Origin of the sequence: Parabacteroides distasonis (assembly GCF_004793765.1) — a bacterium.
GTDB lineage: Bacteria > Bacteroidota > Bacteroidia > Bacteroidales > Tannerellaceae > Parabacteroides > Parabacteroides distasonis_A.
On the sequence record NZ_SRYM01000035.1, the window covers coordinates 25852 to 39645 of the forward strand.

Below are 13794 nucleotides of genomic sequence, written 5' to 3' on the forward strand. Positions count from 1 at the left end.
TACACAAATGGCAACCGGTTACCGTTATTGTTGGGATCTTGAACGGAATTTTCTAAAAAATTATAAATATCTTTTGTTTTTAATCGCTACGGGTCTAAAATGACCGCTTACGGTGGTTTACAATTGAGTGTTTACGGTACATTGGCAAAAGCTCGTATTCTAAATAATGTTTTTTATAATGGTGCAGTCCAGACTTCAAGTATATTGTTGAATCTACTGTTAATGCCCTATATTACTCGAATATTGGGCAAAGATGCACTCGGTATCAATTCGTTTGGGCAGGCTATTGTTGGTTATTTCGTATTGTTAGGGAATTTAGGAATCACAATTTATGGTGCTAAAGTAATAGCCGAATGTAGGGATGATAAAAATAGAAAGCAACAGAAATTTGCCGAATGTGTAACTTATCAATTCTTTTTCAATGTAATAGCTATTCTTTTATACAATAGTTGGGTGATTTTTCAAGGAGATTATATATATTTCTTGTTTAATATCATCATTCTTACCTCTATGACAGATCTTTCATGGGCATATACCGGGATGGAAAGATTTGATCTAATTGCTGTTCGCAATTTAGTAATTAAATTTGTAGGCACTTTACTCATTTTTCTTTTTGTAAAGCAACACGAAGATTTATCTCTGTTTATTATCATTCAGCAAGGGGTTTTATTAATTAGTAATGTTGTTTTTTGGTTAGAGTTGGATAAATTGGAGATTGTTCCTCGATTTTCATCATTGACTCTCTCTCTGAAAAATATATTTAATCCTGCGATATCCGTTTTTATTCCAAGTGTTTTTACCTCCTTGTATCTCTCTTTAAATAAAGTCATGCTGGGGTATCTGTCAAGTATAGACGAAGTTGCAATTTACGATTATCCCAATAGGTTAGTACGCATTGGCATTACTTTTATAGGAATTTTGGGGACTGTAATGATGCCCCGATTAGCCTATTTACATCATAATCAGTCGAAGCAGGAATATCAGAATAAAACGAAGGATTTATTTAGATATTCATTATTAATCAGTGTTCCTGCCTTTTTTTTATTAGAGTTAGTAGCATTACCATTGTGCGATATATTTTTTTCTGAAACATTTGAAGGTGCTGACATGGTTATAAAAATAGTTGCACCTACTTTGATTACATCCGGCCTCAGTTTGTATGTAATTTATGTAAGTCTGAATAAAATGAAGACATTCTTGAATTGTGTCGCCATAGGGGCATTGGTTAGTTTAGTTTTAAATATTTTACTAATGCCCCACTATGGAGCTATAGGAGCTGCTATCAGTCTGTTAGCAACCGAGATGGTAGTACATATATTGTTACTATACTATTTACGTTCAATCTATTCCTTAAGATGGTTATTACACTATCTTTTTAAAATCATTGCTATCTGTACGTCTATTTATGTACTGTTGGTAATTGTATTAGGAGACATTTTGTCTTTATTGGAAATGTGCCTTGCGATATTCTCTTATGGAATCTTATATGGTTTGTGCTTTCTGCTTTATTTAAGGAAAATGTAGTAACTTCAAGTATGTCTTTTGTAGTAATTATAATATTGCTGTTGTTAGCTTGCGCAACATATGGGATTTTTAAAACAATATCACATCCAGCTTTTATAACAAGTTTTTTGTGGTTTTGTATTCTATTGATTTATCAAACAGTAGACCATGGTTTATATGCTTTATCTGATAAATTATATGGAGTATTATTACTATGGAATATTGGTTTTTGCTTTTCTTCACTTGCTATTTGTTATGTACGTTTCCCTATATTTGTTAATTGGCGTTATGAAAGATATAATAGTGCAATGAAGGTTCTACTTCCTATATTTATTATTAGTTTATTAATTGCAATTTATGGTTTATATATAAAAGGAAATTATTATAATTCTGATAATATATTTAGAGGCATACGTGAATCAAGTGTTTTAGCAATGGAAGGGGAAGATGATTTCCAGTATCCGATGTATGTAACTTTTGCAATGGCTGTAGTGGGGCAAAGTGTAGCAGTCTTGATAAGTTTATTGTATGTAGGAAAGAAAAAAAATCTATTTGTTATTATATATGCATGTTTAGTTTTATTGTTTTTTGTGATGCGAAGTAATAAATATGCTATGGCGCAGTTACTATTAGCTTTTTTGGCTATTTCATCTTATAATAATACGCTTTCTAAAAGAAAATTCTTTGTTTATTTGGTTTGTTTTTTAGGATTGATGTTAACAGTTCATTTGCTTAGAGCAGGCGATGGTTATGAATTTGATTTTGTGAAATTTATATCTGTTTATTTTTTAGCACCATTGCCAGCTTTTGATAATGTACTAAACACCCATATTGATTATATCTCAGATTTTCATGGGGAATATACTTTAAGGTTCATTATTCCCTTTTTACAGACATTAGGTTTCTCTGTGGAAGGGAATCCAGATCCTTTTAATTTGCATAATTGGACATACACTCCACTACCAGTAAACGTCTATACAATAATGTTTAGTTATTATGTTGATTGGGGGTATTGGGGAATAATAGTATTTTCTATATTATTAGGTACTTTCTGGGGAGGAATTTGGAAAGGGATGGAAAAAGGATATAAAGTCGCATTGGTTATTTATTCTTCTTTCTTTTATATGCTTGTATTCCAATTTTTTGCAGATTTCTTTTTTCAATACTTTTGGGTGACATTTCAAACGATTCTATTTGCATTGTTTCTGTTTTTTAGTAAGAATACATGTAAGAATAGAATTTAAGAAAATTGCATTGAAATAGCCAATGATAATAAGTATCGTTAACGTCCGGTTTTGTTTGATATGTTATTCAGAATAGTGAAAGTGTATTTCCTAAGTACCTTTTTTATTATTTCATTATTTCTATTTTGTACTTGTAAAGCTTCGCAAAATGTAAAATACCTTCCTGTAGAAACCAATTATCAAAAGAAATGGGGACAAGGAATGGCGATCTATGAACAATATGCTTTTCTGCTGACTAATACAGGACTATGTAGAATTTATGATATGAGAAAAGATTTGTTTGTAGCCTCCTTAATATTAGCATCTGCTCATGCAAAAAATCATGCAAACAATGCTTGTTTTGGTGTTGAGTATCCAAAAGATAATAATAAATTTCCTGCATTATATATTTCTGAATGTGAAGCTCCACATAGATGTTATGTAGAGAATATTACAGAATATGGATCTCGTTTAATTCAGATAATACAATTTCGGATAGAAAATAAACCTCAAGCAGTACATGATTGGATTGTAGACAGAGAAACTAACCATATTTATGCTGTTACTCAGTTATATCCATTTAATAAAGAACGGAATGGATTCGCTACTCAAATTGTAAAATTTAACTTACCGTCTATTAATATCCCACAAGTAATATTGAGTGATGTTGATATAGAAGATTCTTTTGAAGTTTTTTTTCCTCATATTTTGCAAGGAGGGGTAATACATAATCATACTCTTTATTTGCCATCAGGTGCGTCTGCTGATAGTCAGGTCCAATATGGTAAAGAAAAGGCTATTGTTATAATAGATTTAAAGGAGAAAAAAATAAAAAGAATAATAGATGTACAGGATATTTTGAATAATGAGCCAGAAGGAGGTGCATTTTGGGGTAAATCTCTAATAATTTCTTGTGCTCCTAAAGGATTGTACCAATTTTTCTTAAAAGATGAATGATATATTAGTATCCATAATTATAGTAAACTATAATACATGCGCTTTGACATGTGCGTGTATAGATTCAATTTTTCAGAACGTTCACTCTTGTAAATTTGAGGTTATTTTGGTGGATAATGCTTCTTCAGATAATTCAGTAGTTGAAATAAAAAGAAGATACGAATCGTCTGTTAAATTAGTTGCGAGTGATTATAATTTAGGCTTTGGACGGGCCAATAATTGGGGAACAAAGCATGCCTCTGGACAATATCTGTTTTTATTGAATTCAGATACGGTATTAAGAAATGATCCTTTTCCCTATTTCTTGGAATTTCTTCATGCAAGAGAAAATTTAGGTGCATTAGGTACTTATTTGAAAGATGGTAATGGTATTTACACTAAAAGCGGTGGCAATTTTTATTCGATGAGAAAATATCTTATGATGGGAGTAAAAAGACTTTTTTTGGTTCCTTCCAACGAGGAAATCCCACTATCGAATACTTCCCGCAAAGTAGACTACGTGATAGGAGCAGATTTATTTATTAGGAAAGAACTGTTTGAACAAATAGGGATGTTTAGCAAACACATCTTTATGTATTTTGAAGATGTGGAGTTGTGTAAACGCCTTTACGATGCTGGCTATCATTCCTATCTTATTCCAGGACCGGAAATTATTCATTTTGTGAAATCTAGTTCTACATCACAATTTTCACGAGTATACAATACCGCTTCTTTGATGTATTGTATACAAAAGGAGCATAGCTATGTAGGATTTTTCTTTTTTCAGATAGCCTATTTCCTTTTAAAAGCTCCTCTGTTGCTGAATATTAAAGATATCAGAAAAGAATGGGAGTATATTACTAGCATATTTAAGTATAAACAATATTTGGTAAAATAGAAGGCATGAAGAATATAGCCATAATTTTAGCTGGTGGTATTGGTAGTCGTTTGAACGCAGGAATCCCCAAACAATTTTTGAAGGTTGCAGGCCTCACAGTAATTGAACATACGATATCAACATTTCAGCGTCATAGTCTTATTGATGAGATAGCCATTGTCGCCAATGAGGCGTATCATCATAAAATAGGGGAATATGTTGTAAAAAACAAATTTTCTAAAGTGAAGAAGATATTGATGAGTGGTGCGGAAAGACATTTCTCTTCTTTATCTGCTATTAAAGCTTATGAAAATGGGGAAGAGTGTAATTTGATATTTCATGATGCAGTTCGTCCTTTGATAAGTTCTCAAATAATAGACCGAGTGATTGTTGCTTTGCAGATCTATGAAGCGGTAGATGTTGCAATTCCTTCGGCTGATACGATTATACAGGTTGACAGTGACAATACAATTATGGGGATTCCCCCCCGTCGGGTGTTAAGAAGAGGACAAACTCCTCAAGGATTCCGTTTGAACACCATAAAAGCCGCTTATGATGAAGCATTAAAAGATCCCGATTTCATCACAACAGACGATTGTGGTGTGGTGTTGAAGTATCTTCCTGAAACAAAAATATATGTGGTAGAAGGGGAAGATAGCAATATGAAGTTGACTTATAAAGAGGATTTCTATTTGATAGAGAAGTTGTTTCAATTACGAATGACTAACTTCCAAGAGCACGCACTAACTGATGATGAAAAAGAAAAATTGCAGGGAAAAGTAATTGTTCTTTTCGGTGCATCATCTGGCATAGGTTTTGACTTAATGAATTTATGTTGCGATTGCGGAGCTGTTGTATATGGTTTCAGCAGAAGTATGAACCATGTAGATATTCAGGATTTGGATAGTGTGCGTTCTGCTTTCTCTTCAGTTGCCAAAGAGGTGAATAGGATAGATTATGTTATTGATACGGCATCTGTTCTTTATAAAGAACCGTTGGCTTACATGAGTTATGAGCAGATAGAGGAGACTATAGACATTAATTATAAGGGGATGGTACATGTGGCTAAAGAGGCATATCCTTATCTTGAAAAGAGCTGTGGGCAATTAGTATTCTATACTTCCAGTTCTTATACCCGTGGTCGCATGAATTATAGTATCTATTCATCTACGAAATGTGCCACTGTAAATTTTGTACAGGCTTTAGCCGAAGAATGGGGAAGTTTGGGCATTCGTGTGAATTGCGTGAATCCGGAGCGTACAAAGACTCCTATGCGTACCAAAAATTTTGGAATAGAACCTGAGGATACTTTGTTGAAATCAATGGATGTGGCAGTAGCAACAGCTAAACTCTTAGTCTCTGATTTAACCGGGCAAGTAATAGACATAAAGCTAAAATTGATATAAAATGAAGCCATTAAAATTGCTAAATACCTTTTTGAAGATGCGTAGCAAACGATATCTTTTAAGTCGATTGCTAGAAGTCGTATTGGGATACCCTTTATATGTTTTCTCTTTTTTGTGTATTCGTAATAGAAATAAATGGCTATTTGGAACCAATGTAGAATTTACAGATAACGCTAAATATTTATTTATATATGCTAATGAACAGAAAGACGAGATTCGTCCCATTTGGATAACATCCTCCAGAGATACTGTAGAAAGAATTCATAAAATGGGATTTGAGGCATATCTTAAGTATTCGCTAAAAGGATTATATCACTCATTAACAGCTCATGTCTATGTTTTTACATATCATTCTAAAGATATAAACTTCTTTAGTTCTGGTAATGTACGCAAGATTAACTTGTGGCATGGCGTTGGGATTAAAGGAGGAAATGGAGGTAAAAAAGATAACAATTTTGCTTCGAAGAAGAATAGTAGTTATTTAACAAAAATACTTCTTCCGCACATGTATGAAAAGAATACTCTGTTTTTGTCTACCTCCGATATGATGGATAAGCATTTTAAGCAAATGTTTTCTTTGGATGATAAGGTTATTTTTGATGCAATTTATCCCCGTTGTCATTATATGTGTAAATCTCAGAATGAAATTCTTTCATTTATTGATAAATATGAGTCCAAGTCAATGAGGAAAATGGTTGCTAAACTGTCTCATTATGATAAAGTATATCTTTATATGCCAACTTGGCGAGGCAACTTGAATGATGATTTTATACGTGAAGCTAATTTTGATTTTGAGAAGCTGAATGATATTTTAGTAAAACAGAATAGATTATTTATATTGAAACTTCATCCAGCGGTAAGAGTATTGCAGAATGTAAATGAAAAGGAGTTTTCTAATATTTGTTTTTTGGATAAGAGATTAGATATTTATCCTCTTCTTCCTTTTGTTGATGTCCTTATAACAGATTACTCATCCATATATTATGATTTCTTGTTATTAAATAAAGGCATCTTATTATATCCATTTGATAAAGAACGTTTCGTAGAAAATAGTAATGATTTGGCCTTTGATTACGACGAATATACCCCAGGAAAAAGAGTTTATTCTATGACTGACTTTTTATCAGTGATTGCATCAAACGATGTTCTAGAGATTGATGATAGAGATAAAAAACGTATACTACATGCTTTTTGGGGTAAATCAGATAAAAACAGATTAGATCTCCTATATAACAAGATAAAGACTGTATGAAGCATCGTTTACTGTTATTATATTCTTGGCTGATTAAAACTATGCTGTTTTTTTTTCCTGACATTCCGTTAATTATGAGATTCCGGGGATTTTTATATAGTTTAGGAATGCCTTCATGTGGAAGTAATTTTCAAGTAGCTCATAACGTAACATTGAATTCTATTGAGGGACTTACAGTTGGAAATAATGTCTATCTGGCAATGGGGAATATTATATATGCTCATGGGAAAGCTATTATTGGTAATAATGTAATGTTTGGTCCAGGTTGTTTGCTAACTACTGGAAATCATACTTTTGGGGATGGCTCATATCGTTACGGTGTATCTGTAGAGAAAGAAGTCAGAATTAAAGATGGCTGTTGGATTGCAGCTCATTGTGTCGTGTTACCAGGTGCCGTATTACCAGCACGTTCTATATTGGCTGCAGGTGCTGTATTGACAATACATTTACAGGAGTTGTGTGAAGATGCTATTTATACTGGTATTCCTGCAAAATTTACAAAAAAAAGAATTTAACTTTTAGCAGAATATTTCATGGATCAGATTAAAATTGCCGTAATCGGTCTCGGTTACGTAGGGCTTCCTTTAGCCCGCCTTTTCTCGACGAAGTATAAAACAGTGGGTTTTGACATGAGCCAACCGCGTGTAGATGCTTTGATGGCAGGACATGATGCTACATTTGAGGTTTCAGATGAATTGCTTCAAGACGCTATTCAAAATCATGGTTTTATCTGTACTACAAAGTTGGAAGATATTAAAGATTGCAATTTCTATGTCGTTGCAGTTCCCACCCCTGTAGATGTAAATAATCGTCCGGATTTGAAGCCGTTATGGGGTGCTAGTGAAACTGTTGGAAAAGTAATTTCAAGGGGGGATATTGTGGTTTATGAATCTACGGTTTATCCGGGGGTAACAGAGGAAGAGTGTCTACCAGTTGTAGAAAAAGTTTCAGGTTTGAAATTTAATGTTGATTTCTTTGCAGGTTATTCTCCGGAACGCATCAATCCTGGCGATAAAGAGCATACAGTAGAAAAAATTAAAAAAGTAACTTCCGGGTCAACTCTTGAAGTTGCAGACATTGTAGATGGGGTCTATAATTCGATCTTAGTGAATGGTACGCATAAAGCACCTAGTATTAAAGTTGCGGAGGCCTCTAAGATCATTGAAAACTCTCAGCGCGATGTGAATATTGCCTTTATGAATGAATTGGCGAAGATATTCAATGCTATGGGAATAGATACGAATGATGTGATAGAAGCAGCTTCTTCTAAATGGAACTTCATTAAATTAAAACCCGGCTTGGTGGGTGGCCATTGTATCAGTGTGGATCCTTATTATTTGATACAGAAGGCGCAGGTTTACGGGGTGTTGCCACGTATTATGTCGGCTGCTCGTCGTTTGAATGATGGTATGGGGGATTATGTGGCTAACCAAGTGATTAAATTAATGAACAAAAAGGGCGTACTGGTGAAAGATGCCAAAATCTTGTTACTTGGTATTACATTCAAAGAGAATTGTCCGGATATCAGAAATACAAAAATTGTGGATATTTATAGTACATTGTCTGAATATACTGAAAATATTGCGGTATATGACCCTTGGGCAAATGCAGCTAAAGTTAACCATGAATACGGCATTGCTTTGACAGATTGTTCTTTGGAAGAGCTACGTGGACAATTTGATGCCGTAGTGTTAGGTGTTGCTCATGATGCCTTTAAAAAAGAGGATATTCGATCGTTCCTGAAAAATGAGAACGGGGTCATCTATGATGTGAAAGGTATGTTGGATAGAGAAGTAATAGACGGAAGACTGTAATGATGCTTTCTGTTATTTGTCCTATATATAATGAAGCGAAATATATTGATGTGTGCATTCAGTCTATTTTGTTTCAAGATTATCCCAAGGATTGCTTGGAAGTGCTGTTTGTGGACGGTATGAGCAAGGATGGCACTCGTGATATAGTGGAAAACTATGCAAGGCAATACCCTTTTATCCATTTGTTGAATAATGAAAAGCGTATAGTACCGATAGCTATGAATATCGGGATAAGGGTGTCAAAAGGGGATGTCATTATGCGTTTGGATGCTCATGCGCAATATCCAGCAAATTATTTCTCGGTATTAGTGAAAGCTTTGGAAACTATTGATGCTGACAATGTTGGGGCTGCTTGCAGAACGGATGTGCTTAATAAGACACCTAAAACTTTAGCTATTAGGGAAGTTTTAAGCAATAAGTTCGGTGTCGGAAATTCAACTTTTCGTTTAGGAGTTGACAAAGTGATGGAGGTGGATACGGTTCCTTTTGGCTGTTGGAAAAGAGAAGTCTTTGACAAATATGGAGTGTATGATGAACGCCTGATCCGGAATCAGGATATAGAATTGAACAAGCGTATAGTACGAGGGGGAGGGCATATTTATATTGTGCCTGATACATATTGTGTTTATCTAGCTCGTGAGACATTTAAAGGACTGGCGAAGAATAATTACGGGAATGGGAAATGGAACGTATTGACGGTGTACTATACAAAACAAATGGGTTCACTTTCATTACGTCATTTTATCCCCCTGCTGTTTCTTCTTTCATTGATAGTTCCTTTGTTTTGCAGTTTGATTTGGTCGTCGTTTGTTTTTGTTACTATAGTTTCTTTGTTGGCTTATTTATTGACCTTGGGTGGCATCGGAATGAAGTTGACAATAAGTAAACGTTTGAGCTTTGGTTATTTATTGATTAGTTTCTTTGTCCTTCATGTGTCATATGGATGGGGATCTTTAAATGGTATAATTAGTGTTTTGAAGAATGGAAGATAGCTTTGCTTTATATAAAGGTTGCTGGTTGAGTAAACGCCCTCCGCATTATAGTTGTAATCTGCCAACGAATCAATGTGTAAAATTGTTAAATATGTGGGGGTATTTGTTAAGGAATGTATATAGCTGGGACTGTGGACATGAAACTTCATTTTGGTATGTCATAAAGGATTCTTTTGTAGGAATGGAAGAATTGTCTTCAAAAATGAGAAATCAAGTGAAGAAATCATTAAAGACATACGATGTATACCGTGTGCCTGCAAGTGAAATGCTTCGGGTAGGATTTCCCATTTTTCAAGCAGCTGTAGAAAGTTATCGTGTAAAAGCTTCTCCGATAACTATGGAGTCTTTTAGAAACCGGATACAACAAAGTGAAATAACGGGTAATGTTGATTTTTGGTGTGTATATGAAAAGAAAACCCATAAAGTGGTTGCATTAGCTATTAATACCCTTCATAAGGATTGCTGCGAGTATAATACAATGAAAGCCGACCCTGCTTATTTAAGAAATTCCACTTATCCTTATTATGGGCTTATTTATGAAATGAACCGTTATTATTTGCAGGAGTTATGTTTGAAATATGTAAGTGATGGTGCTCGAAGTATTACAGAGCATTCAGGCATTCAGCCTTTTTTGATAGAGAAATTTCATTTTAGAAAAGCTTATTGCCAATTGCAGATTGTTTATCAATGGTGGATGAAAATAGCTGTAAATATATTATTCCCTTTTCGTAAGTTAGTTCCTGTTCAATCAGTAAAAGCGATTTTGAATATGGAAGCAATGCGTAGAAACAAGTATTGATAGTATTCCGTTATGTTTTTTAAATTTCTTTTTGACCGAGTATCCTCTCTATTCGGCCTGCTTTTTTTGTCTCCAGTCTTATTATTTGTAGCTCTCCTGATTTGCATTAAGATGCCGGGAGGTCCTATCATTTTCAAGCAGAAGAGGGTGGGGCAGTATGGGAGGTTGTTTACCATGTACAAATTCCGTTCGATGACGGTTAGCCATTCGGGAAGTTCTGTCTCTGTGAAAGGTGAGAGCCGTATCACTCCTTTGGGGGTGAAATTGCGGAAATACAAGCTGGATGAATTACCGGAGTTGTGGAATGTGTTGATAGGTGACATGAGTTTTGTGGGACCTCGTCCGGATGTACCGGGTTATGCGGACAAGCTGGAAGGGGATGATAGGAGAATGTTACTCTTGAAACCTGGAATAACAGGCCCTGCTAGTTTGAAATATCGGAACGAAGAAGAGCTATTGGCAGAACAGGAAAACCCTCAGAAATATAATGATGAGGTACTGTTTCCAGATAAAGTGCGGATAAATATTGATTATATGGATCATTGGTCTTTTGGGAAAGATGTCAAAATAATTGTTTATACAGTGCTTGGAAAGGATCTTTAATCATAAAATAAATCATGAACAAACGAATCTATCTTTGCCTTGCTCACATGAGCGGCAAAGAACAAATGTATATCAAAGAAGCCTTTGATACGAACTGGGTCGTGCCTTTAGGTCCGAACGTGAATGGATTTGAGAAAGATCTGGAGGAATTCGTGGGTGAAGGTAAACATGTGGTGGCTCTGTCTGCCGGTACTGCCGCAGTACATTTGGCGTTGCTTGCCTGTGGCGTGAAGCCGGGGGATGAGGTGCTGGTACAGAGCTTTACTTTCTGTGCTTCCTCGCATCCGATCACTTATTTGGGGGCTACGCCTGTGTTTGTGGATTCGGAGGCGGATACTTGGAATATGGACCCTGTGTTATTGGAAGAGGCGATTCAAGATCGTATCGAGAAGACGGGAAAAACACCGAAAGCGATTGTACCGGTGGCCTTATATGGGATGCCTTATAAGGTGGATGAGATTATGGCGGTCGCTGATCGGTATGGGATTCCGGTCATTGAGGATGCGGCGGAGGGTTTTGGCTCTCGCTATGATGGACGTATGTTGGGTACGTTTGGAGAATATGGGGTGCTGTCGTTCAATGGGAATAAGATGATTACGACCAGTGGCGGGGGTGCGTTGATTTGTCCGGACGGGGAGGCTAAGCGGGAGATCATGTTCTACGCTACGCAGGCTCGGGAGGCTTATCCGTATTACCAGCATGAGCGGATCGGGTATAATTATCGGATGTCGAATATTTGTGCGGGTATCGGGCGTGGTCAGATGACGGTGGCTGACGCTCATGTGGCTCATCATAAGCGTACGTGTGATTTGTATCGGGAGCTGTTGAAGGATGTGAGAGGGATCACCTTGCATGAGAATCCTTCCGGTCGTTTTGATAGTAATTATTGGTTGAATACGATTGTCTTGGATCCTTTATTGAGGGTTAAAGGGCAGGAGGATGCTTATCAAGCGACGGTACAAGGTGCTGTTGGTGGTGCGGGCGGTGTGACTCATGCGGCGGTTAACACCCATACGGATTGCGAGCCGAATGCCAATGTCGAGGCGATGCGTATGGGACTTGATGCGATGGGTATAGAGTCCCGTCCTTTGTGGAAACCGATGCATAAGCAACCTGTTTATAAGGATTGTCCGGCTTACGTGAATGGGGTGAGCGAATCTTTGTTTAAGGTCGGGTTGTGCTTGCCTTCCGGCCCCTATGTGACGGATCGGGATATTGAGTATATCGTTGGAGGTATAAGGGGCTTGATTGAGCGTTGATTTTAATAGCTTTCATGAGCTAAATTCGTTTTTCTGTGTAGGCCTAAGTAAAGGCTAATCATAAAGATTTTATTTTTGTTACGAGGAGGGTGTGTCATTTTGATGCACCTTTTTTTGTGTTTGGTAGAAAGTTGCAAGTTGAACAATGTGGACGCTTTGTTCTTGCCATGTGACTATGTTCGTCGTTATGGAGACGGCAAGGATGCTGAGATAACAAAGCCGTCTCAAACAGCCACTTAATTGTTAAAGAATAAGAAATCTGAATTTTGTTCAGAAAAACTGGTATGGTTAACCTGTTGATAAATACTGGGTACGCTGTATTGGTGGTTCACGCTTGCAAAAAAAGTAGACTAAATACTGTATTATAATCAATAATGATTATATTTGTTTCTGTAAAAGAAAAAGATTATGGATACAACGGTGAAAATAGCGGATAGTTATATAAATTTATTGTCTTCGTTTAGCGATGAGATAAAGTTGCGTGTCATTCGTAAGCTTTCAGAGAGCCTTTTGAGGGGTAAAAAGAAAGAGACATCCATACAAGATTCGTTTGGCGCTTGGGATGATGACAAAAGTGCAGAAGAGATTATTGCTGAAATTAATAAAGCACGTGTTTTGGGAACGCGATCTATTGAATCTTTTGACGAATGAGGCGTTATCTTTTAGATACCAACATATGTATCTTCTATATGAAAGGGAAATTTCATTTAAATGAGAAGATTGATGATAAAATGAAGCGATATTGCTTTATTTCTGAAATTACTATTGCCGAACTTCTATATGGAGCTACTTGCTCAAATCGAAAGGATAAAATGTTGAAAGAGGTAGAATCTTTTATCTCGCAGTTTACAGTTTTACCAATTTACGGTTCTTTGCTTATGTTCGCTGAACTAAAAAGCACATTGCGATCTCAAGGACTTTTAATAGATGATTTTGATTTGTTGATTGGAGCTTCTGCCGTAGCAAATGATTTGATTTTAGTTACAGAAAATGTAAAGCACCTAGAACGTATTCCTCATCTTAAAATAGAGAATTGGATTGATAGAGCGAAGATTTAATTGATAATCTATTCCTCTACATTGATGTCCCATTAAAATCGGAAAGAGTACTTTGAAATTGTTGAAATTTAG

The 13794-nt window shown here is 35.8% G+C and carries 14 protein-coding genes; all 14 read left to right on the plus strand.

The window, feature by feature from the left end; translation table 11 throughout:
• Positions 1 to 99 precede the first annotated feature (99 nt).
• The 14 genes from E5342_RS12210 (at position 100) to E5342_RS12275 (ending at position 13722) form a co-directional block, all read left to right on the plus strand.
• Positions 100 to 1524 carry a flippase gene (locus tag E5342_RS12210; RefSeq protein WP_121737062.1) on the plus strand — a complete coding sequence of 475 codons (1425 nt, stop codon included), beginning with the start codon at positions 100 to 102 and terminating at the stop codon, positions 1522 to 1524.
• Positions 1525 to 1535: 11 nt separating this feature from the next.
• Positions 1536 to 2747 (plus strand): O-antigen polymerase, encoded by a 1212-nt coding sequence (locus E5342_RS12215; protein ID WP_135959472.1) that lies wholly within the window; start codon positions 1536 to 1538, stop codon positions 2745 to 2747.
• 201 nt (positions 2748 to 2948) lie between these two features.
• Positions 2949 to 3683: a hypothetical protein gene (locus tag E5342_RS12220; RefSeq protein ID WP_135959473.1), complete on the plus strand. Its 735-nt coding sequence runs from the start codon at positions 2949 to 2951 to the stop codon at positions 3681 to 3683.
• The gene (locus E5342_RS12225) at positions 3676 to 4560 is read left to right on the plus strand and encodes a glycosyltransferase family 2 protein (RefSeq protein ID WP_121737059.1); all 885 of its coding nucleotides are present in this window, start codon (positions 3676 to 3678) and stop codon (positions 4558 to 4560) included. Before E5342_RS12220 ends, E5342_RS12225 begins: the two co-directional genes overlap by 8 nt.
• Before the next feature lie 5 nt (positions 4561 to 4565).
• The gene (locus E5342_RS12230; RefSeq protein ID WP_121737058.1) at positions 4566 to 5945 is read left to right on the plus strand and encodes a bifunctional cytidylyltransferase/SDR family oxidoreductase; all 1380 of its coding nucleotides are present in this window, start codon (positions 4566 to 4568) and stop codon (positions 5943 to 5945) included.
• A 1-nt stretch (position 5946) separates the two neighbouring features.
• Positions 5947 to 7197, plus strand: a complete 1251-nt coding sequence (locus E5342_RS12235; RefSeq protein ID WP_135959474.1) for a CDP-glycerol glycerophosphotransferase family protein — start codon at positions 5947 to 5949, stop codon at positions 7195 to 7197.
• Entirely contained in the window at positions 7194 to 7712 is a 519-nt protein-coding gene (locus E5342_RS12240; protein ID WP_121737056.1) for an acyltransferase, read from the plus strand. Before E5342_RS12235 ends, E5342_RS12240 begins: the two co-directional genes overlap by 4 nt.
• 18 nt (positions 7713 to 7730) lie before the next feature.
• Positions 7731 to 9011 carry a nucleotide sugar dehydrogenase gene (locus tag E5342_RS12245; RefSeq protein WP_121737055.1) on the plus strand — a complete coding sequence of 427 codons (1281 nt, stop codon included), beginning with the start codon at positions 7731 to 7733 and terminating at the stop codon, positions 9009 to 9011.
• Positions 9011 to 10003 carry a glycosyltransferase family 2 protein gene (locus tag E5342_RS12250; RefSeq protein WP_310794191.1) on the plus strand — a complete coding sequence of 331 codons (993 nt, stop codon included), beginning with the start codon at positions 9011 to 9013 and terminating at the stop codon, positions 10001 to 10003. The genes E5342_RS12245 and E5342_RS12250 overlap by 1 nt, the downstream gene beginning before the upstream one ends.
• Complete coding sequence (locus E5342_RS12255) at positions 9993 to 10802, plus strand: hypothetical protein (protein ID WP_135959475.1); 810 nt, start codon at positions 9993 to 9995, stop codon at positions 10800 to 10802. The genes E5342_RS12250 and E5342_RS12255 overlap by 11 nt, the downstream gene beginning before the upstream one ends.
• 12 nt (positions 10803 to 10814) lie before the next feature.
• Positions 10815 to 11405 (plus strand): sugar transferase, encoded by a 591-nt coding sequence (locus tag E5342_RS12260; RefSeq protein WP_135959476.1) that lies wholly within the window; start codon positions 10815 to 10817, stop codon positions 11403 to 11405.
• 14 nt (positions 11406 to 11419) lie between these two features.
• Positions 11420 to 12664, plus strand: a complete 1245-nt coding sequence (locus tag E5342_RS12265) for a DegT/DnrJ/EryC1/StrS family aminotransferase (RefSeq protein ID WP_121737052.1) — start codon at positions 11420 to 11422, stop codon at positions 12662 to 12664.
• 408 nt (positions 12665 to 13072) lie between these two features.
• On the plus strand, positions 13073 to 13315 hold the full coding sequence (locus tag E5342_RS12270) for a hypothetical protein (protein ID WP_005859159.1): 243 nt from the start codon (positions 13073 to 13075) through the stop codon (positions 13313 to 13315).
• Positions 13312 to 13722 (plus strand): type II toxin-antitoxin system VapC family toxin, encoded by a 411-nt coding sequence (locus E5342_RS12275; RefSeq protein WP_005859157.1) that lies wholly within the window; start codon positions 13312 to 13314, stop codon positions 13720 to 13722. Before E5342_RS12270 ends, E5342_RS12275 begins: the two co-directional genes overlap by 4 nt.
• The last annotated feature ends 72 nt before the right edge of the window (positions 13723 to 13794 follow it).